Origin of the sequence: Isoptericola nanjingensis (genome assembly GCF_050311635.1) — a bacterium.
Lineage (GTDB): Bacteria > Actinomycetota > Actinomycetes > Actinomycetales > Cellulomonadaceae > Isoptericola > Isoptericola nanjingensis.
In genome coordinates, this window is the sequence record NZ_JBNOZL010000003.1 from 152,292 (window position 1) to 173,140 (window position 20,849).

The window sequence follows — 20,849 nt, forward strand, 5'->3', positions numbered from 1 at the left end:
CGTGGACCGCAGGATCTTCGGTCTGGAGACCGAGTACGGGGTGACGTGCGCGGCGGACGACGGGCGCGGCCTGTCCGCGGACGAGGTGGCCCGCTACCTGTTCCGCAAGGTCGTGGCATGGGGGCGGAGCTCGAACGTCTTCCTGCGCAACGGCTCGCGCCTCTACCTCGACGTGGGGTCGCACCCCGAGTACGCAACGGCGGAGTGCGACGACGTGCACCAGCTCGTGGCGTACGACCGGGGCGGCGAGCGCATCCTCGAAGGCCTGGTGGCCGACGCGCAGCAGCGGCTGGAGCACGAGGGCCTGTCCGGCAAGGTGCACCTGTTCAAGAACAACACCGACTCCGCGGGCAACTCCTACGGCTGCCACGAGAACTACCTCGTGCGCCGGCAGGGCGACTTCTCGCGCCTCTCCGAGGTGCTCGTGCCGTTCCTCATCACCCGCCAGGTGCTCACGGGTGCAGGGAAGGTGCTCGCCACCCCGCGCGGCGCCGTCTACTGCCTGTCCCAGCGTGCGGACCACATCTGGGAGGCCGTCTCCAGCGCCACCACCCGCTCCCGGCCGATCATCAACACGCGCGACGAGCCGCACGCCGACGCGGAGAGCTACCGCCGCCTGCACGTCATCGTCGGCGACTCGTCGATGGCCGAGCCGACCACGATGCTCAAGGTCGGCGCCACGGACCTCGTGCTGCGCCTCGTCGAGGCGGGCGTGCCGATGCGCGACCTCACCCTCGAGAACCCCATCCGCGCGATCCGCGAGATCAGCCACGACCGCACCGGCCTGCACCCCGTCCAGCTCGCCAACGGGCGCACCGCCACGGCCGTCGACATCCAGTGGGAGTACTACCACCGCGTGCGCGAGCACGTGGACGCGCACGCCGGCGCCACCCCCGTCGTCAAGCAGGTCCTGGACCTGTGGGAGCGCGGGCTGCGGGCGCTGGAGTCCGGCAACCTGTCCCTCGTGGACCGCGAGCTCGACTGGGTCATCAAGCTCAAGCTCATCGAGCGGTACCAGGCCAAGCACGACCTGCCGCTCGACGACCCCCGCATCGCGCGCCTCGACCTCGCCTACCACGACATCTCCCGCACCGAGGGGCTGTACAACCTGCTCGCCGCACGCGGCATGGTGGAGCGCGTCGTCACCGACCTCGAGGTGTTCGAGTCGACGGCCGTGCCGCCGCCCACGACGCGCGCCAAGCTGCGGGGCGACTTCGTGCGCGCCGCGCAGGAGGCGCGTCGGGACTACACCGTGGACTGGGTGCACCTGAAGCTCAACGACCAGGCGCAGCGCACCGTGCTGTGCAAGGACCCGTTCAAGAGCGTGGACGAGCGTGTGGATCGGCTGATCGAGTCCATGTGAAGCGTCGCGCGTCGGCAGGTGCCGCCGTGCACTCGGCTCACGGCTGGGCGTGGTCCGGTCGCGCGCGGGCGGTGGACGGGGGCCCCGTTCGCCGGGTGGGCATGGCAGGATGACGCGGTGCTCCGCCGTCTCACCCTCCTGATCTCGCTGCTGCTCGGTGGCGCGCTCGTGCTCGGCGGGTGCGGCTCGTCGCTGCTGGACGAACTGGGCAAGCGGCCGTCGTCCGCGCCGTCGGCGGCGCCCGTGCAGGTGTCGGGGGCTGTGGGGGAGCCGCCCGCCCTCGACTACGAGCAGCCGTACGACGTCGTGCAGGCGGGCGCGCGGACGGTGTGGCCCGGGTCGGGCGAGCCCGTGGTGGACGGTGAGCCCGTGCTGCTGAACATGTACGCCGAGGACGGGCGCGACGGCACCGTCATCTCGAGCACGTACATCGACGCGCCGGGGTGGTACTCGATGTCGCCGGAGTCGCTCGGCTCGAACCTCTACGACACGCTGCGCGGCCAGAAGGTGGGGGCGCGCATGCTCCTGCTCGAGCAGGACGGCGACGTGCCCGTGATCCTCGTCGTCGACGTGCTGCCGACGCACGCCTCCGGTGCCGAGGTGAGCGCGGCGAAGGGACTCCCGACCGTCGAGCGTGGCGACGGCGGCGCGCCGAGCGTGACCGTGCCGCGGAAGGCCGACGCGCCCGCCGACCTGCAGGTGCAGCCGCTGGTGCGGGGCACCGGGCCGCAGGTGCAGGTGGGGCAGGTCGTCACGATGCGGTTCACCGCGGTGCGGTGGAGCGACGGGCGGCAGTTCGACACCACGTGGACCGCCGGGACGCGGCCGCAGTCCGCCACGATCGGCATCGGCCAGCTGGTCGACGGCCTCGACCAGGGGCTGGTCGAGCAGACCGTGGGCTCGCAGGTGCTGCTCGTGGTCCCCCCGAGCCTCGGCTACGGTGGCACCAGCAGCGACCTCGCCGACGAGACCCTGGTCTACGTCGTGGACATCCTGGACGCCCACTTCCAGGTCACCGAGGACGAGTCGACCGGCAAGGCCAAGGGCGACGACGGCGGTGACCCGGAGCAGAAGTCCGGCAAGGGCTCGGACGAGCCCGCCGGGAGCGACGACAGCAGCAAGGAAGGGTGAGTCCCGCATGTCCGTGGCCGTCCGCGTGATCCCGTGCCTCGACGTCGACGACGGTCGGGTCGTCAAGGGCGTCAACTTCACGAACCTGCGCGACGCGGGCGACCCCGTGGAGCTCGCCTCCCGGTACGACGGCGAGGGCGCCGACGAGGTGACCTTCCTGGACGTGTCCGCGTCCTCGGGCGGCCGCGACACGATGATCGACGTCGTGAGGCGGACCGCCGACCAGGTCTTCGTGCCCCTCACCGTGGGCGGCGGCGTCCGCTCGACGGAGGACGTCGACCGCCTGCTGCGTGCCGGCGCCGACAAGGTCGGCGTCAACACCGCCGCGATCGCGCGGCCCGAGCTGGTCGCGGAGATCGCGGCCCGCTTCGGCCGGCAGGTGCTGACGCTGTCGGTGGACGCCCGCCGCGTCACCGGTGAGACGGTGACCGCCTCGGGCTTCGAGGTCACGACCCACGGCGGCCGCCGGGGCACGGGCATCGACGCCGTCGAGTGGGCGGCGCGCGTCGCCCACCTCGGCGCGGGCGAGATCCTGCTGAACTCGATGGACGCCGACGGCACCACCGCGGGCTTCGACCTCGAGATGCTCGGCGCCGTGCGGGAGAAGGTCGACGTGCCGCTCGTGGCGTCGGGCGGCGCGGGGACCCCGGAGCACTTCGTCGCCGCGGCCCGCGCGGGCGCCGACGCGGTGCTCGCCGCGAGCGTCTTCCACTTCGGCACGCTGACGGTCGGCCAGGTCAAGACGGCCCTGGCCGAGGCGGGCGTCGAGGTGCGGAGGTGAGCGCGGGGTCGGTCGGGCGACGCTCCCGCCGACGGTGAGCGGCGCCGTCACGACCGCGCTCACGGGGTCGAGGCTGCGCCGCTCGGCGACGCTCGTGTGGCGCGGCATGCGCTCCGAGCCGCGCCTGTACGTGCTCGCCGTGGGCGCGTCCGCGCTGTTCGGCGCCGCCACCGTCGCCGTGAGCCGCGCCGTGGGCTGGGCCACCGACGCGGTCGTCGTCCCCGCGATCGCGGGCGACCCCGACGCGCGCTCGCGCATCTGGGTCGCCGGGCTCGTGCTCGCCGCGGTGGCGCTCACCCTCGCCCTCGGCGTCGCCGGGCGGCGCATCTGGGCCGGCTACGGGTTCGCGGCGATCCAGGCGCACCACCGGAGGGGGCTGTCCCGGCAGTACCTGCGCCTGCCCGTGTCGTGGCACCGCGCGCACCCCGCGGGCCGGCTGCTGTCCGCGGCGAGCGCCGACGTCGAGGCCGCCACCGGAGTCTTCAACCCCCTGCCCTTCGCGCTCGGCGTCGTGGTGATGATCGGGGTCGCCGCGGGGATGCTCCTCGCGGTCGACGTGTGGCTGGCCGTCGCCGCCCTGCTGGTCGTGCCCGCCGCGGTCGCCGCGAACGTCGTCTTCCAACGGCACATGACGCCCGCCGTGACGCGGGCGCAGCAGCTGCGGGCCGAGGTGGCCGACGTCGCGCACGAGTCCTTCGAGGGCGCGCTGCTCGTCACGTCGCTCGGCACCGCGGACCGCGAGGAGCGTCGGTTCGCCGAGCGCACGGACGCGCTGCGGGCCGCGAACGTGCGCGTCGGCACCGTCCGGGCCGTCTTCGACCCGGTCATCGAGCTGCTGCCCTCCCTCGGCACCCTGGCCGTGCTCGGCGTGGGCACCTGGCGCGCTTCCGCCGGGGCCGTCGACGCGGGCGACGTCGTGACGGCGGCCTACCTGCTGACCGTCATGGCGGTGCCGGTGCGCGCGTTCGGCTGGGTGCTCGGCGAGCTGCCGCGCGCCCTCGTCGGCTACGACCGGATCGCGGGCATCCTCGATGCCCCGTCGACGCTGGTCCCGGGCACGCAGGCGCTCCCGCACGCGGCGGGGGGCCTGGCGGTCCGCCTCGAGGGCGTCGGGGTCGACGTCCCGGCTTCGGGCACGACGGCCACCCTGCTCGACGGCGTCGACCTCGAGGTCGCGCCCGGGACCACCGTCGCGGTCGTGGGCAGCACGGGCGCGGGCAAGACGACCCTGGTGTCGCTGCTCGCGCGCCTGAGCGACCCGACGCGAGGCCGGGTGCTGCTCGACGGCGCGGACGTGCGCGGCCTCGCCGCGGGCGAGGTCCCCGCGCAGGTGGCGCTCGTGACGCAGCAGACGTTCGTCTTCGAGGACACGGTCCGCGCCAACGTGACCCTCGCGGACCCGGGCGACGACGGCGCCCCCGAGGACCCCGCGGTCTGGGAGGCGCTGCGCGTCGCCCGCGTCGACGACGTCGTGCGCGCGCTGCCCGGCGGGCTCGACGCGCCCCTCGGCGAGCGCGGGGCCAACCTGTCCGGCGGACAGCGCCAGCGGCTCGCCGTCGCGCGGGCGCTGGTCCGCAGGCCACGGCTGCTCGTGCTCGACGACGCCACGTCCGCGGTCGACCCGCGCGTCGAGGCGGAGATCCTCGGCTCCCTCGCGTCGGCGCGCGGCGGCGGGGGCGATGCACCGGGCACGACCGTCGTCATGGTCGCCTACCGCATGTCGTCGGTGGCGCTCGCGGACGTCGTCGTGCACCTCGAAGGGGGCCGCGTCGTCGACGTCGGGCCGCACGCCGACCTGCTGGCCCGGGACCCCGGGTACCGCGCGCTCGCCACCGCGTACGAGCAGGAGACGGAGCGCCGGGCGCGCGAGCTCGCGGACGAGGCGGCCGCCGGGGAGCTCCTGCCGGGGGACGCGCAGCGGGAGGGGACACCGTGAGCACGACGCGCATCGCCGCCGCCAGCGAGCTGGGCGTCCTCGCCACGCTCCGCCGGGGCGTGCAGATCTCGCCCCAGATCGTCGACGGCCTGTGGCTCACCCTCGCGCTCGCCGTGCTGGCGGCCGCGGGGCGCGTCGTCGTGCCGGTCGCGGTGCAGCGCACGATCGACGACGGCATCCTCGCCGGCGGCGGGCCAGACGCCGGGCGGGTGGCGCTCCTGACCGGTCTCGCCGCGGGCGCGGTCGTCGTCGCGGGGCTGTGCACCGCGGTGGTCAACGTCCGTCTGTTCCGCCGGACGGAGGCCGGGCTCGCCGCGCTGCGGGTGCACGCGTTCCGGCACGTGCACGACCTGTCCACCCTCGCGCAGGGCACCGAGCGTCGCGGCGCGCTCGTGTCCCGCGTCACCTCCGACGTCGACACGATCTCGCTGTTCGTCCAGTGGGGCGGGATCCAGCTCCTCGTGTCGACGCTGCAGGTGCTCGTGGCCACCGCCCTCATGGCCGTGTACTCGTGGCAGCTCACCCTGGTGGTCTGGGCGTGCTTCCTGCCGCTGTTCCTGGTGCTGCGCCGCGCGCAGGGCACGGTGAACCGCGCGTACGCGGCGGTGCGGCAGGCCGTCGGCGCGATGCTCGGCGCGATCTCGGAGGCGGTCGTGGGCGCGGAGACGGTGCGCGCGTACGGCGTGGCGGCGCGGACCGGACGCCGCGTCGACGCGGCCGTCGAGCACACCCGCGCCACGCAGGCCCGCGCCCAGCTCCTCGTCTCGTCGGTGTTCTCGAGCGGGGTGCTGGTCGCCAACCTGGTGCTCGCCGTCGTCGTGGTGGTGGGCACGCTGCTCGGCGTCGGCGGCGGACTGACGGCGGGCCAGGTGGTCGCGTTCCTGTTCCTGGTGCAGCTCTTCACCGGCCCCGTGCAGCAGGCCACGGAGATCCTCAACGAGCTGCAGAACGCCGTCGCGGGCTGGCGGCGCGTGCTCGCGGTGCTCGAGACGCCCCTCGACGTCGCGGACGCCGACGACGCCACGGCGAGCCCTCGCGGCCCGGCGGCGGTGACGCTGCGCGGGGTGCGGTACGCCTACCCCGACGGGCCCGAGGTGCTGCACGGGGTGGACCTGGAGCTGCCCGCCCGCCGCAAGGTCGCCGTGGTCGGGCGGACGGGCTCGGGCAAGACCACCGTCGCCAAGCTGGTCGCCCGCCTCATGGACCCCACGGCCGGGGAGGTGCTGCTCGACGGCGTCGACCTGCGCCGGCTGACGCTCGCCTCGTTGCGCGAGCGCGTGGTGCTCGTGCCGCAGGAGGGCTTCCTCTTCGACGGGACGGTGGAGCAGAACGTCGCCTACGGGCTGCGCCCGGACCCGCCGTCCGACCCCGCCGAGACCAGGGCGCGCGTCACCGGGGCCATGGACGCGCTCGGCCTCACCGACTGGGTGGCCGGGCTGCCGCAGGGCCTCGGCACGCCCGTCGGCCAGCGCGGCGAGGCGCTGAGCGCGGGGGAGCGGCAGCTCGTCGCCATCGCTCGCGCCTACCTCGCGGCGCCCGACCTGCTGGTGCTGGACGAGGCCACGTCGGCCGTCGACCCCGCCGCCGAGGTGCGGATCGCCCGGGCGCTGGACTCGCTCACCTCCGGCCGGTCCACGATCACGATCGCCCACCGGCTCTCGACGGCGGAGGCCAGCGACCTCGTGGTCGTCGTCGACGACGGGCGCGTGGTCGAGGTCGGCGGGCATGCCGAGCTGGCCGCCGCGGGCGGCGTCTACGCGCGGATGCACGCGAGCTGGGTGGCGCAGACCCGCTGAGCGTCCGGGCCGGTGCGGGGTTGCCGGACGGGAGCCCCGCGGCCCCGCCGGGCGTGGGAAGATGCACGGGTGCCCGACCTGACCGATGCCCCCGTGCCCGCGCTCGACCCGGCGGTCGCCGACCGGCTCAAGCGCGACGAGCACGGCCTCGTCGCCGCGATCGTCCAGCAGCACGACACGGGCGAGGTCCTCATGCTCGGCTGGATGGACGACGAGGCGCTGCGCCGCACGCTCACCGAGGGCCGCGTGACGTTCTGGAGCCGGTCGCGCGAGGAGTACTGGCGCAAGGGCGACACGTCCGGGCACGTGCAGCTCGTCCGCTCCGTCGCGCTGGACTGCGACGGCGACGCCCTGCTCGTGCGCGTCCACCAGGTCGGCGCCGCGTGCCACACCGGCACCCGCACCTGCTTCGAGGCGGGCGGCGACCTGGGCGCCGTCGTCGGCCCCGACGCGCCGGCCGCCTGATCCCGCCCCTCGTCCCTGCCGCCGGCACCGACGACGCACCCAGCCCAGCAGTACACCCCGACCAGCCCCGACCAGCCCGACGATCCTCAGGAGGACCGGTGACCACGCCCACCGTCGCGCAGCCCCACCCCGCCCCGCGCCCCGCCCCCGTGGCGGGCCCGTCGGAGCAGGACCTGGCGTGGGGCGCGACGTGGCCGGGTCTCGGCACGTTCCGCGCACTGGCCGCCGACCGCCGCGTGATCCCCGTGGTGCGGCGCGTGCTGGCGGACGACGTCACCCCCGTCGGCCTGTACCGGACGCTCGCCCAGGACCGCCCGGGCACCTTCGTGCTCGAGTCGGCGGAGTCGTCCGGCGGCTGGTCGCGCTGGTCGTTCGTGGGCGTCGACTCGCGCGCCACGCTCACCGCGCGGGACGGCCGCGCCGTCTGGCACGGCGACGTCCCGGCGGGCATCCCGCGCGAGGGCGACGTCGTCGACGTGCTCGGCGCGGCGCTCGAGGGGCTGCGCACGCCGCCGATCGAGGGGCTGCCCCCGCTGACCGGCGGGCTCACGGGCGCGCTCGGCTGGGACGTCGTGCGGCACTGGGAGCCGACGCTCCCCGCGAACGCCCCCGACGAGCTCGGCGTGCCGGAGGTTGCCCTGAGCCTCGCGACCGACCTCGTGGCGGTCGACCACCACACGGGCTGCGCGTGGCTCATCGCCAACGCCATCAACGGCGACGGCACGGACGAGCGGGTCGACGAGGCCCACGCCGACGCCGTCTCCCGGCTCGACGCGATGCAGGCGCGGCTCGCCACGCCCGCGCCGCCGCAGCCCACCGTGCTGCGCAGCCCGGACGAGGTGGCCGAGCCCGCCCTGGAGTTCCGCTCCACGCGCGAGGAGTTCGAGTCCGCCGTCCGCACCGGGCAGGAGGCGATCCGCGACGGCGAGGTGTTCCAGGTCGTGCTGTCCCAGCGCCTCGGCCTGGACTGCCCGGCCGCGCCGCTGGACGTGTACCGCGCGCTGCGCACCATCAACCCGAGCCCGTACATGTACTACTTCCGGCTCACCGGCCCCGACGGGCGCGAGTTCTCGGTCGTCGGCTCCAGCCCCGAGACGCTGGTGAAGGTGACCGACGGGCACGTGACCACGTACCCGATCGCCGGGTCGCGCCCGCGCGGGGCGACCGTCGAGGAGGACGTGGCGCTCGGCGAGGAGCTGCTCGCCGACCCCAAGGAGCGCGCCGAGCACCTCATGCTCGTCGACCTGTCGCGCAACGACCTCGTCAAGGTTTGCGAGCCGACGTCGGTCGAGGTGGTCGAGTTCATGGCCACCCGACGGTTCAGCCACATCATGCACCTGTGCTCCACCGTCGTCGGACGGCTGCGGGCGGGCGCGACGGCGCTCGACACCCTGCGCGCGACGTTCCCCGCAGGCACCCTCTCGGGGGCGCCCAAGCCGCGGGCCATCGCGCTGATCGACGAGCTGGAGCCCGCCTCCCGCGGGATCTACGGCGGCACCGTGGGCTACTTCGACTTCGGCGGCAACATGGACATGGCCATCGCGATCCGCACCGCGTGCATCCGCGACGGCCGGGCGTGGGTGCAGGCCGGCGGCGGCATCGTCGCCGACTCGGTGCCCGCGCTCGAGTACGAGGAGTCGCGCAACAAGGCCGCCGCGGCGGTACGCGCGGTGCAGCTGGCCGCACGGTTCCGGGCGCTCTGAGCGCGGCACGGACCAGCACGACGGACGGACAGGCAGACATGGACGACGCAGCACGCACCACGCACGAGAGCCGCGGCGCTCGCCCGCCGGGTCGCGGGCCGCTGCGCGCACGGTCGCGGGCGGTGTGGTCGGTGGTGGCGGTCGGCGGGCTCACGCTCGCGACGGCCTCGCCGACCTGGGTGAGCACGACGGTGTCGACGGCCCTCGAGCCCACGGTCGACGTCGCGGTCACCGGCACGACGGCGGCGCCGGCGGTCGGCGCGGCCGCGCTCGTCGTGGTGGCGGGCGGCGTCGCCCTCGCCATCGCGGGCCGCGTGGCGCGCTGGGTCGCGCTGGTCGTGGTCGCGCTCGCGGGCGCCCTGGCCACCGCCTCGGCCGCGGCCGTGCTGCTCGACCCGCTCCCCGCCGCGACGTCGGGCGCGTCGGCGACCGCCGGCGTGACGGACCTCACCTCGCCCGTCGCCGTCGCCGTGTGGCCCTGGCTGACCGCGGTGCTCGGCGTCGCGGCCGTGCTCGTCGCGGCGCTGGCGGCGGCCGGCGCCCCCGCGTGGGGAGCCGCCTCCGGGCGTCACGAGCGCGCCGACGCCGAACCAGGCGCGGACGGCACGGACCCCCGCACCGGGCCGGCGCCGTCGGGGGACGACCCCGACGGGCCTGGTCAGCACGACCCCCACGACGCGTGGGACGCGCTCTCCCGGGGAACGGACCCGTCCGCGGACCGCTAGGCTGGACCGCGCACCACGTCACGAAAGGGCATCACATTCCAATGACCGACAACCGCAACGCCGAGGTCGCCTACCTGCCCCCGGCCGTCCCGCCCACGAACCACGGCCACACGACCGCCGCGTGGACGGCGATGATCGGCATCATGCTGGGCGTGGCCGTCGGCGCCGTCGGGATGCTGCCCCCGGTCCCGGACGCGGTGGTCTGGGTCGGCGCCGTGATCGTGGCCGCCTCGCTCGTGCTCGGCCTCGTGCTGCGCAACATGGGCCTCGGCCAGCCCAAGGACGGCGTGACGCAGCGCCGGGCCTCCTCCGGCCACTGAGCCCTCCCGGCGACGGCTGCGACCGCCGGCCGGCGCGACGACGGCGCGCTCCCGACGAGGGGGCGCGCCGTCGTCGTCTCACGCTCGGAGACGTGTCCGGGCCGGTCCGCGGACGGGCCTACGATGGCAGGCAGACGTCGGTGCGGCGTCAGGGGACGGGGAGGCAGACCATGACGGTCCTGGAGGACATCGTCGCGGGGGTCCGTGAGGACCTCGCGGTACGCCAGGCGCGGACGTCGCTCGACGAGCTCAAGGAGCGCGCGGCCCGCGTGCCGGGCGCGCTCGAGTGCTGCGGCCGGCTGCTCTCGGAGGATCGCGTCGCCGTGATCGCCGAGGTGAAGCGGTCGAGCCCCAGCAAGGGTGACCTCGCACCGATCTCCGACCCGGCCGCCCTGGCCGAGGAGTACGCCAGCGGCGGGGCCAGCGCGATCTCGGTGCTCACGGAGCAGCGGCGGTTCGGCGGCTCGCTCGCCGACCTGGACGCCGTCCGCGCACGGGTGGACGTGCCGGTGCTGCGCAAGGACTTCGTCGTCACGCCGTACCAGGTGTGGGAGGCGCGGGCCCACGGGGCCGACCTCGTGCTGCTCATCGTCGCGGCCCTGGAGCAGACCGTGCTGACGTCCCTGATCGAGCGGGTGCACTCGCTCGGCATGACGGCGCTGGTCGAGGCCCACACCGACGACGAGGTGCGTCGCGCCCTCGACGCGGGCGCGCGCGTGGTGGGCGTGAACGCCCGCGACCTCAAGACGCTCGAGGTGGACCGCACGACCTTCGCGCGCCTCGCCCCGCTCATCCCCGACGACGTCGTCCGCGTCGCCGAGTCCGGCGTCCGCGGCCCGCACGACGTCCTCGACTACGCCCGGTCCGGCGCGCACGCCGTGCTGGTCGGCGAGGCGCTCGTGACCGACGGGGCCCCGCGCCGGTCGGTGGCCGACCTGGTCGCGGCCGGGCAGCACCCCGCGCTGTGGTCGGTCCGGCCGGCGGCCCAGCCGTAACCACCGCAGCACGTCACACGACCACGGCACAACACCACACGGCACACCATCCCGACGCGTCCTGGACGGCGGGCGGCGGAGGCCCGGGCGACCGGTACCCTCTGACGACCCCTCGTGCAGTCCGCCGAGCGGTGCCGACGAGAGACGGAGGACCCGTGCCCGACCAGCCCGTACGGGAGGCCCTGACCGAGACCCTGGCGCACCAGGTGCTCGGGCGGCTCGCGGACGTCGAAGGCCCGTACTTCGGCGAGTTCGGCGGCCGCTTCGTGCCCGAGGCCCTCATCGCCGCGCTCGACGAGCTCGAGACCGAGTACCGCAAGGCCCTCGGCGACCCGGCGTTCACCGACGAGCTGGCGCGCCTGCACCGCGAGTACACGGGTCGCCCGTCGCCGCTCACCGAGGTGCCGCGGTTCGCGGAGCACTGCGGGGGCGCGGAGGCCGGCCACCGGGTTTTCCTCAAGCGCGAGGACCTCAACCACACCGGTTCGCACAAGATCAACAACGTCCTCGGCCAGGCGCTCCTGGTGAAGCGCATGGGCAAGACCCGCGTGATCGCCGAGACCGGCGCCGGTCAGCACGGCGTCGCCACGGCGACCGCGGCCGCCCTGCTCGACCTCGAGTGCGTCGTCTACATGGGCGAGGAGGACACGCAGCGCCAGGCCCTGAACGTCGCCCGGATGCGGCTGCTCGGTGCCGAGGTCGTGCCCGTGACCATCGGCTCGCGCACCCTCAAGGACGCCATCAACGAGGCGCTGCGCGACTGGGTCGCGAACGTCGAGAGCACGCACTACCTGCTCGGCACGGTCACGGGCCCGCACCCGTTCCCCGAGATGGTGCGCGAGTTCCACCGCATCATCGGCGAGGAGGCGCGCGAGCAGATCCTCGAGCGCACCGGCCGGCTGCCGGACGCCGTCGCGGCGTGCGTGGGCGGCGGGTCCAACGCGCTCGGCATCTTCAACGCCTTCCTCGACGACGAGGGCGTCTCCCTGCACGGCTTCGAGGCCGGGGGAGAGGGCATCGAGTCGGGCCGCCACGCGGCCCGCTTCTCCGGCGGGGCCCCGGGAGTGCTGCACGGCGCCCGGTCCTACCTGCTGCAGGACGACGACGGCCAGACGCTGCCGAGCCACTCCGTCTCGGCGGGGCTGGACTACCCGAGCGTCGGGCCCGCGCACTCCTGGCTGCACGACCTCGGGCGGGCCACCTACGAGCCCGTGACGGACGACGAGGCCATGGAGGCGTTCCGCCTCCTGTGCCGCACCGAGGGGATCATCCCCGCGATCGAGTCCGCGCACGCGCTCGCCGGCGCCCTGCGCCTGGGGCGCGAGGCCGCGGAGGCCGGGCGGACCGGCCAGGTGATCCTGGTGAACCTGTCGGGTCGCGGCGACAAGGACGTGGCCACCGCGGCGCGGTGGTTCGGGCTCCTCGACGAGGACCAGACGGACGCCACGCCGGAGGGGGACCAGTGAGCACCACGACCGACACCTCGCCTGCGGCGATGTCGACCACCGGCGCACGCCTCGACGCCCTCCGGGCCGAGGGCCGTGCAGCCCTGGTCGGCTACCTGCCCGCCGGGTTCCCCGACGTCGAACGCTCGATCGAGGCCGTCCTCGCGGCCGTGGACGCGGGCGCCGACGTCGTCGAGATCGGCGTGCCGTACACCGATCCGGTGATGGACGGCCCGGTGATCCAGCGCGCCGCGGAGGCTGCGCTCGCCGCCGGCACCCGGGTCCGCGACGTGCTGCGCGTCGTCGAGGCCGTCGCCGAGCACTCCGGCGGGCGCGTGCCCGCCCTCGTGATGACGTACTGGAACCCGGTGCTGCGGTACGGGGTGGACGCGTTCGCGCGCGACCTCGCCGCCGCCGGGGGAGCCGGCCTCATCACCCCCGACCTCATCCCCGACGAGGGGGGCGACTGGATCGCGGCGTCGCAGGAGCACGGCCTCGACCGCGTCTTCCTCGTCGCGCCGAGCTCCACGCCCGAGCGGCGGGCGCTCACGGCCCGCGCGTCGCGCGGCTTCGTCTACGCGGCGTCCACCATGGGTGTGACCGGCACCCGCGACCAGGTCGGCGACCGGGCCGAGCAGCTCGTCGCCGACACCCGCGCGGCGGGCGCCGACCACGTGTGCGTCGGGCTCGGCGTCTCGTCGGGCGCCCAGGCCGCCGAGGTGGGCCGGTTCGCCGACGGTGTCATCGTCGGCTCCGCGCTCGTGCGCCCGCTGCTGGCCGACCGTCCCTGGGCCGACCGGCTCGACGCGCTGCGGGCGACCGTGGCGGACCTCGCCGACGGCGTGCGCCGTGCCCGCGGGGGGCCGGGGGCGGGCACGTGAGCGTGACCCTCCTGGCGTCTGCCGCGTCGGTGCAGGCGGCGATCCCGAGCCCGTCGCAGCACACGTGGTACCTCGGCCCCGTACCGGTCCGCGCCTACGCGCTGGCCATCCTGGCCGGCATCGCCGTCGCGATCTGGATCACCACCAAGCGCTGGGTCGCCCGGGGCGGGGACCCGGACGACGTCCTGGACATCGCCTTCTGGGCGGTGCCGTTCGGCATCGTCGGCGGCAGGCTGTACCACGTGATCAGCACGCCCGAGCCGTACTGGGGCGAGGGCGGCGACCCCGTGCGCGCCCTGTACGTCTGGGAGGGCGGTCTCGGGATCTGGGGTGCGGTGGCGCTCGGCGCCGTCGGCGCCTGGATCGGCTGCCGCCGCAAGGGGGTGCGCCTGAGCTCGTTCGCGGACGCGCTGGCCCCCGGCCTGCTCGTCGCGCAGGCGGTGGGGCGCCTGGGCAACTGGTTCAACCAGGAGCTGTTCGGGGCGCCCACGACGCTGCCCTGGGGGCTCGAGGTCTCCCCGGGGGTGATCGAGCGGCTCAACGCGGACACCGGCACGGCGTTCGCGGCGGGCACCCTGTTCCACCCCACGTTCCTGTACGAGCTGCTCTGGAACCTCGGGGCGGCCGCGCTTCTCGTCTGGCTCGACCGCCGGTACAGGCTCGGTCATGGGCGGGTATTCTGGGCCTACGTCGCGCTCTACACTCTGGGCAGGGTGTGGATCGAGATGCTCCGCATCGACACCGCCGAGCACGTGCTCGGGCTGCGTCTGAACGTGTGGACGTCGATCGTCGTGGGCCTGGGTGCCCTCGTCGCCTTCGTCGTCATCGGCAGGCGCCACCCGGAACGTGAGGACGGGGTGGAGCTGCCCGGCCGCAGCCGCGACCGGCAGGACACCGAGCAGGCCACCGAGCCTGACACCGAGTCCGACACTGAGCTTGACACCATGAGCACCGCGCACGCCGGGGCCGCCGTAGGCGCCTCCGGCCGGGACGACGGCCGCGACAGCGGCGGCGGACCGCACCGTGCGGACGCGGGAGGTCCCGGTCCCGACCAGGGACCGGCCGACCGCGCCTGAGGCGACTCCCACCGGGACACCACCCGGGCGGGGCCGCCTATGTTTCCGACGGGCCGACGATGTCCCGACCACCTTTGAGCATGACGCGCCCGCGTGCGGGCGTGCAGGAGGACGGTGTTGATGACCACGCCGCAGCATCGGGTCGCGCGGCCCTCGGCCCAGGGCCTCTACGACCCCGCGTCCGAGCACGACGCGTGCGGTGTCGCGTTCGTCGCGACCCTGCGCGGGACGCCCGGCCGCGACATCGTGGACGCGGGCCTGACCGCCCTGTTGAACCTCGACCACCGCGGAGCGGTCGGCGCGGAGGAGAACAGCGGGGACGGGGCCGGGATCCTCACGCAGATCCCGGACGCCTTCGTCCGTGACGTCGTCGCCGCCGAGCTCCCGCCCGCCGGGCACTACGCGATCGGCATGGCGTTCCTGCCCCAGGCCGTCGCGGAGGCCGACGCGGCCGCGCGCCGGTTCGAGGCGATCGCCGCGGAGGAGAAGCTCGACGTCCTCGCCTGGCGCGACGTGCCGGTCACGGCCGACCTCGTCGGGCCGACGGCGCGCGCCTCGATGCCCCTGTTCCGGCAGGTCGTCGTGGCGGACCCGTCGCGCGAGCTGTCGGGGCTCGAGCTCGACCGTCGCACCTACCGCCTGCGCAAGCGCGCGCAGAACGAGCTCGACCTGTTCCTCGCCTCGCTGTCGAGCCGCACCCTGACGTACAAGGGCATGCTCACGACGGCGCAGCTCGAGCCGTTCTTCCCGGACCTGAGCGACCCGCGCTACGCGTCGGAGATCGCGCTGGTCCACTCGCGGTTCTCCACGAACACCTTCCCGTCGTGGCCGCTGGCGCAGCCGTTCCGGCTCGTGGCGCACAACGGCGAGATCAACACGGTGCGCGGCAACCGCAACTGGATGGCCGCCCGCGAGAGCACCATGGCCAGCGAGGTGCTCGGCGACCTGACCCCGCTGCTGCCCGTGTGCACGGAGGGGTCGAGCGACTCCGCCAGCTTCGACGAGGTGCTGGAGCTGCTGCACCTGTCCGGCCGCTCGCTGCCGCACGCCGTGCTGATGATGATCCCGGAGGCGTGGGAGAACCACGCCGAGATGGACCCGGCCCGGCGGGCGTTCTACCAGTACCACGCGAACCTCATGGAGCCGTGGGACGGGCCCGCCTGCCTCACGTTCACCGATGGCACCCTCATCGGCGCGGTCCTCGACCGCAACGGCCTGCGGCCGGGCCGCTACTGGGTCACGGAGGACGGCCTCGTCGTGCTCGCGTCGGAGGCCGGTGTCCTGGACCTCGACCCCGCGACGATCGTGCGCAAGGGGCGCCTCGAGCCGGGGCGCATGTTCCTCGTCGACACGGCGCAGGGACGGATCGTGGAGGACGACGAGCTCAAGTCGCAGCTCGCCGCCCAGCGGCCGTACGGCGAGTGGATCGCCGGCAACACGATCACCCTGGACTCGCTGCCGGAGCGCGAGCACGTCGCGCACTCGCCCGCGTCCGTCCAGCGGCGGCAGCGCGCCTTCGGGTACACCACCGAGGAGCTGAAGATCCTCCTCGCGCCGATGGCCGACACCGCCGCGGAGGCGCTCGGGGCCATGGGCTCGGACACGCCGATCGCCGTCCTGTCGAGCCGGCCGCGGCTGCTGTTCGACTACTTCACGCAGATGTTCGCCCAGGTGACGAACCCGCCGCTGGACTCGATCCGTGAGCAGCTCGTCACCGCGATCGACAGCACGATCGGCCCGGAGCCGAACCTCCTGGAGGAGGTCGCGAGCCACGCCCGCAAGCTCGACCTGCCGTTCCCGGTGCTCGACAACGACGAGCTCGCCAAGATCGTGCGCATCGACCGCGACCCGCGGCTGGAGGGCGAGTTCCGCGCCGGCATCGTGCGCGGCCTCTACGAGGTGTCCGGCGGCGGCAAGGCGCTGCAGGCCCGGCTCGAGGAGATCTTCGCCCAGGTCGACGCCGACATCGCGGCGGGCGTGACGCACGTCGTGCTGTCCGACCGCGACTCCGACTCGGAGCTCGCGCCGATCCCGTCGCTGCTGCTGACCAGCGCCGTGCACCACCACCTCCTGCGGCAGGGCACGCGCACCCGGATCTCGCTGGTCGTGGAGGCCGGCGACGTGCGCGAGGTGCACCACGTCGCGCTCCTCATCGGCTACGGCGCGGCCGCGGTGAACCCGTACCTCGCCATGGAGACGGTGGAGGACCTCGCGCTGCGCGGCTACCTCGCCGTCACGCCGGAGGCGGCCGTCGCCAACCTCATCACCGCGCTCGGCAAGGGCGTGCTCAAGGTGATGAGCAAGATGGGCATCTCCACGATCATGTCCTACCGCGGCGCGCAGATCTTCGAGGCCGTCGGGCTCTCGCACGAGCTGGTCGAGGACTACTTCACCGGCACGACGAGCCGCCTGGCCGGCATCGGCCTGGACGTCATCGCGGCCGAGGTCGCGGCGCGGCACGCGGAGGCGTACCCGGCGTCGGGCAACCACGCGGCCCACCAGCGGCTGACCAGTGGCGGCGAGTACCAGTGGCGCCGGGACGGGGAGGAGCACCTCTTCGACCCCGAGACCGTCTTCCGGCTGCAGCACGCCACCCGCACCGGGCGGATGGACATCTTCCGCCAGTACACGCGTCGCGTGGACGAGCAGTCCCGTCGGCTCATGACGCTCCGCGGCCTGTTGCGCTTCACCCCGGACCGCGAGCCGGTGCCGATCGACGAGGTCGAGCCGGTCGAGGAGATCGTCAAGCGGTTCAACACCGGCGCGATGTCGTACGGGTCGATCTCCGCGGAGGCGCACGAGACGCTCGCGATCGCGATGAACCGCCTCGGCGGCCGGTCCAACACCGGCGAGGGCGGCGAGGACCCGGAGCGCCTGTACGACCCGGAGCGCCGCTCGCGGGTCAAGCAGATCGCGTCCGGCCGGTTCGGCGTGACGAGCGAGTACCTCACGAACGCCGACGACATCCAGATCAAGCTCGCCCAGGGCGCCAAGCCGGGCGAGGGCGGCCAGCTGCCCGGGCCCAAGGTGTACCCGTGGGTCGCCAAGACCCGGCACTCGACGCCCGGCGTGGGCCTCATCTCGCCGCCGCCGCACCACGACATCTACTCGATCGAGGACCTCGCGCAGCTCATCCACGACGCCAAGAACGCCAACCCGGCGGCGCGCGTGCACGTCAAGCTCGTCTCCGAGTTCGGCGTCGGCACCGTGGCGACGGGCGTGTCCAAGGCGCACGCGGACGTGGTGCTCATCTCCGGGCACGACGGCGGCACGGGCGCGAGCCCGCTGACGTCGCTCAAGCACGCGGGCACGCCCTGGGAGATCGGCCTCGCCGAGACCCAGCAGACGCTCGTGCTCAACAACCTGCGCGACCGCATCGTCGTGCAGGTGGACGGGCAGATGAAGACCGGTCGCGACGTCGTCGTGGCGGCGCTGCTCGGGGCCGAGGAGTTCGGCTTCGCCACGGCGCCGATGGTCGTCTCGGGCTGCGTCATGATGCGGGTCTGCCACCTGGACACCTGCCCGGTGGGCGTGGCCACGCAGAATCCGGAGCTGCGCAAGCGGTTCACCGGCAAGCCGGAGTTCGTCGTGAACTTCTTCGAGTTCATCGCGCAGGAGGTGCGCGAGCACCTCGCCTCGCTCGGCTTCCGCTCGATCGAGGAGGCCGTCGGGCACGTCGAGGCCCTCGACACGCGCAAGGCCGTCGACCACTGGAAGGCGCAGGGCCTGGACCTCGCGCCGGTGCTCGCCGCGCCCGAGGCGGCGCCGGGCACCGCGCTGCACCAGGTGGCCACCCAGGACCACGGCCTGGCCAAGGCGCTGGACAACCAGCTGATCGAGAAGGCGCGCCCCGCCCTCGAGGACGCGCTCCCCGTACGGATCGAGGCGCCGGTCCGCAACGTCAACCGCACGGTCGGCACGATGCTCGGCCACGAGGTGACCAAGCGGTACCGCGGTGCCGGGCTGCCCGACGACACGATCGACGTGACCCTCACGGGCTCCGCCGGCCAGTCGCTCGGGGCGTTCCTGCCGCGCGGCGTCACGCTGCGCCTGTACGGCGACGCCAACGACTACGTCGGCAAGGGTCTGTCGGGCGGCCGGATCGTCGTGCGCCCCGACCGGTCGGCGGTGCTCGAGGGCGCCGCGAACGTCGTGGCGGGCAACGTCATCGGCTATGGCGCGACGTCGGGCGAGATCCTGCTCCGGGGCCGCGTGGGCGAGCGCTTCGCCGTGCGCAACTCCGGCGCGACGCTGGTGACCGAGGGCGTGGGCGACCACGGCTGCGAGTACATGACCGGCGGGACGGTGCTGGTGCTCGGCCCCACGGGCCGCAACTTCGGCGCCGGCATGTCGGGCGGCGTGGCGTACGTGCTCAACCTGCGCGACGTCGCGATGAACATCCAGGCGGTGAAGAGCGGCGAGCTCGAGGTGGGTGCGCTGGACGACGCCGACTGGGACCGCGTGCGCGGTCTGCTGGAACGGCACCTGGCGGAGACCGGCTCGCCCGTGGCGGCCGAGCTCCTCGAGGACGACGGCGCCCGGGCCCGCTTCTCGCGGGTCCTGCCCGCGGGCTGGGCCCGCGTGCGCGCCGCGCTGGCCGACGCCGAGGCCGCCGGGAAGACGCTGGGCGAGGGCGACGACTTCGACCCGGCGATGTGGGAGCAGATCATGGAGGTGGCGCGTGGCTGACCCCCGCGGATTCCTGAAGGTGCGGGAGCGCGAGCTCCCGCCGAACCGCCCGGTCGAGGTGCGGCTGCGTGACTGGAAGGACACGCACGCCCACCGCGAGGAGGGCCAGCCGTTCCTCAAGGAGCAGGCGGGCCGCTGCATGGACTGCGGCATCCCGTTCTGCCACCAGGGCTGCCCGCTGGGGAACCTCATCCCCGAGTGGAACGACCTGGTGTGGCGCGACCAGTGGGCCGACGCGATCGAGCGCCTGCACGCGACCAACAACTTCCCGGAGTTCACCGGGCGCGTCTGCCCGGCACCGTGCGAGACGAGCTGCGTGCTGGGCATCAACCAGCCCGCCGTGACGATCAAGAACGTCGAGGTCTCGATCATCGACGAGGCGTTCGAGCGCGGCCTGGTGACGCCGCAGGTGCCCCAGCGGCTCACGGGCTCGACGGTGGCCGTCGTCGGGTCGGGCCCGGCGGGCCTGGCCGCCGCCCAGCAGCTCACGCGCGCCGGCCACACGGTCGTCGTGTACGAGCGCGACGACGCGATCGGCGGGCTGCTGCGCTACGGCATCCCCGACTTCAAGCTCGAGAAGCTGCACATCGACCGGCGGCTCGAGCAGATGGAGGCCGAGGGCACCCGCTTCCGCCCGGGCGTCGCCATCGGCCGCGACATCACCTGGGACGCGCTGCGCCGCCGGTTCGACGCCGTGGTCCTGGCCACCGGCGCCACCGTGCCGCGCGAGCTCGCGATGCCCGGCCGCGACCTCGGCGGCGTGCACTTCGCGATGGACTTCCTCACCCCGGCGAACAAGGCCGCGGCGGGGAACCCCGTCGACGGCGCGCCGTCGGCCGCGGGCAAGCACGTCGTGATCATCGGCGGCGGCGACACCGGCTCGGACTGCCTCGGCACGTCGCTGCGGCAGGGCGCGGCCAGCGTCACGACCCTGGCGATCGGCAAGAAGCCGCCGCTCGAGCGGTCGGCGAGCCAGCCGTGGCCGACCGACCCGATCGTCTTCGAGGTCTCGACGTCCCACGAGGAGGGCGGGGAGCGCAGCTACCTGGCCTCGACGGTAGAGTTCGTGGGAGGCGAGGACGGGAACGTCCGGGCCCTGAAGGTCGCCGAGACCGAGTACCTGCCGGACGGCCGGCGGGTGCCCAAGGAGGGCACCGAGCGGGAGATCCCGGCGGACCTGGTCCTGATCGCGATGGGGTTCACCGGCCCGGAGACCGACGAGCTGGTGGCCCAGACCGGCGCGGAGCTCACGACGCGCGGGCTGGTGCGGCGCGGCGACGACTACGCCACCAGCCTGCCCGGCGTGTACGCGACGGGTGACGCGGGCCGCGGGCAGTCGCTGATCGTCTGGGCGATCGCCGAGGGCCGCGCGACGGCGGCCGCCGTGGACGCCTACCTGCAGGGCAGCTCCGAGCTGCCCGCGCCGGTCGGCCCGCGGACGGTCGCGCTGCGAGGATAAGAAGAACAACGACGAAGCAGTACCCGGGTGCCGTTCGGGCACCCGGGCCCCGCCCCGGCTCGCGCCGGGGCGGATCGACGACGA

The 20,849-nt window shown here is 74.5% G+C and carries 15 protein-coding genes; all 15 read left to right on the forward strand.

The genetic code is table 11. From position 1 onward, the window contains the following. Position 1 precedes the first annotated feature (1 nt). Positions 2-1,363 carry a Pup--protein ligase gene (gene pafA / locus ACQP6G_RS06200; protein WP_429763372.1) on the forward strand — a complete coding sequence of 454 codons (1,362 nt, stop codon included), beginning with the start codon at positions 2-4 and terminating at the stop codon, positions 1,361-1,363. A 117-nt stretch (positions 1,364-1,480) separates the two neighbouring features. Further along, positions 1,481-2,494 carry an FKBP-type peptidyl-prolyl cis-trans isomerase gene (locus ACQP6G_RS06205; protein WP_429763373.1) on the forward strand — a complete coding sequence of 338 codons (1,014 nt, stop codon included), beginning with the start codon at positions 1,481-1,483 and terminating at the stop codon, positions 2,492-2,494. Positions 2,495-2,501: 7 nt separating this feature from the next. Beyond that, positions 2,502-3,275, forward strand: a complete 774-nt coding sequence (hisF, locus tag ACQP6G_RS06210; protein ID WP_429763374.1) for an imidazole glycerol phosphate synthase subunit HisF — start codon at positions 2,502-2,504, stop codon at positions 3,273-3,275. Positions 3,276-3,381: 106 nt separating this feature from the next. After that, the gene (locus ACQP6G_RS06215; protein ID WP_429763785.1) at positions 3,382-5,211 is read left to right on the forward strand and encodes an ABC transporter ATP-binding protein; all 1,830 of its coding nucleotides are present in this window, start codon (positions 3,382-3,384) and stop codon (positions 5,209-5,211) included. Continuing rightward, a complete protein-coding gene (locus ACQP6G_RS06220) occupies positions 5,208-7,007 on the forward strand; it encodes an ABC transporter ATP-binding protein (protein WP_429763375.1) in 1,800 nt (599 codons plus the stop codon). The genes ACQP6G_RS06215 and ACQP6G_RS06220 overlap by 4 nt, the downstream gene beginning before the upstream one ends. Positions 7,008-7,076: 69 nt before the next feature. Then, positions 7,077-7,472: a phosphoribosyl-AMP cyclohydrolase gene (gene hisI / locus ACQP6G_RS06225; RefSeq protein WP_429763376.1), complete on the forward strand. Its 396-nt coding sequence runs from the start codon at positions 7,077-7,079 to the stop codon at positions 7,470-7,472. 149 nt (positions 7,473-7,621) lie between these two features. Continuing rightward, complete coding sequence (locus ACQP6G_RS06230) at positions 7,622-9,175, forward strand: anthranilate synthase component I (protein WP_429763786.1); 1,554 nt, start codon at positions 7,622-7,624, stop codon at positions 9,173-9,175. 38 nt (positions 9,176-9,213) lie between these two features. After that, the gene (locus tag ACQP6G_RS06235; RefSeq protein ID WP_429763377.1) at positions 9,214-9,900 is read left to right on the forward strand and encodes a Trp biosynthesis-associated membrane protein; all 687 of its coding nucleotides are present in this window, start codon (positions 9,214-9,216) and stop codon (positions 9,898-9,900) included. Between the two features lie 41 nt (positions 9,901-9,941). Then, positions 9,942-10,220 carry an HGxxPAAW family protein gene (locus tag ACQP6G_RS06240; protein ID WP_429763378.1) on the forward strand — a complete coding sequence of 93 codons (279 nt, stop codon included), beginning with the start codon at positions 9,942-9,944 and terminating at the stop codon, positions 10,218-10,220. Positions 10,221-10,390: 170 nt separating this feature from the next. Then, on the forward strand, positions 10,391-11,215 hold the full coding sequence (trpC, locus tag ACQP6G_RS06245) for an indole-3-glycerol phosphate synthase TrpC (RefSeq protein ID WP_429763379.1): 825 nt from the start codon (positions 10,391-10,393) through the stop codon (positions 11,213-11,215). Between the two features lie 155 nt (positions 11,216-11,370). After that, positions 11,371-12,681, forward strand: coding sequence for a tryptophan synthase subunit beta (gene trpB, locus ACQP6G_RS06250; protein ID WP_429763380.1), 1,311 nt, complete (start codon positions 11,371-11,373; stop codon positions 12,679-12,681). 29 nt (positions 12,682-12,710) lie between these two features. Continuing rightward, positions 12,711-13,541, forward strand: coding sequence for a tryptophan synthase subunit alpha (gene trpA / locus ACQP6G_RS06255; protein ID WP_429763787.1), 831 nt, complete (start codon positions 12,711-12,713; stop codon positions 13,539-13,541). Positions 13,542-13,543: 2 nt separating this feature from the next. After that, entirely contained in the window at positions 13,544-14,617 is a 1,074-nt protein-coding gene (gene lgt, locus ACQP6G_RS06260) for a prolipoprotein diacylglyceryl transferase (RefSeq protein WP_429763788.1), read from the forward strand. 120 nt (positions 14,618-14,737) lie between these two features. Beyond that, positions 14,738-19,306, forward strand: a complete 4,569-nt coding sequence (gene gltB / locus ACQP6G_RS06265; protein WP_429763381.1) for a glutamate synthase large subunit — start codon at positions 14,738-14,740, stop codon at positions 19,304-19,306. After that, positions 19,299-20,765, forward strand: coding sequence for a glutamate synthase subunit beta (locus ACQP6G_RS06270; RefSeq protein WP_429763382.1), 1,467 nt, complete (start codon positions 19,299-19,301; stop codon positions 20,763-20,765). Before gltB ends, ACQP6G_RS06270 begins: the two co-directional genes overlap by 8 nt. The last annotated feature ends 84 nt before the right edge of the window (positions 20,766-20,849 follow it).

Excerpts from the sequence above, each read along its gene's own strand:
- hisF (WP_429763374.1), top strand. The coding sequence starts at position 2,502 with ATGTCCGTGGCCGTCCGCGTGATCCCGTGCCTCGACGTCGACGACGGT.
- ACQP6G_RS06215 (WP_429763785.1), top strand. The coding sequence starts at position 3,382 with ATGCGCTCCGAGCCGCGCCTGTACGTGCTCGCCGTGGGCGCGTCCGCG.
- ACQP6G_RS06235 (WP_429763377.1), top strand. The coding sequence starts at position 9,214 with ATGGACGACGCAGCACGCACCACGCACGAGAGCCGCGGCGCTCGCCCG.
- ACQP6G_RS06240 (WP_429763378.1), top strand. The coding sequence starts at position 9,942 with ATGACCGACAACCGCAACGCCGAGGTCGCCTACCTGCCCCCGGCCGTC.
- trpC (WP_429763379.1), top strand. The coding sequence starts at position 10,391 with ATGACGGTCCTGGAGGACATCGTCGCGGGGGTCCGTGAGGACCTCGCG.
- trpA (WP_429763787.1), top strand. The coding sequence starts at position 12,711 with ATGTCGACCACCGGCGCACGCCTCGACGCCCTCCGGGCCGAGGGCCGT.
- gltB (WP_429763381.1), top strand. The coding sequence starts at position 14,738 with ATGACCACGCCGCAGCATCGGGTCGCGCGGCCCTCGGCCCAGGGCCTC.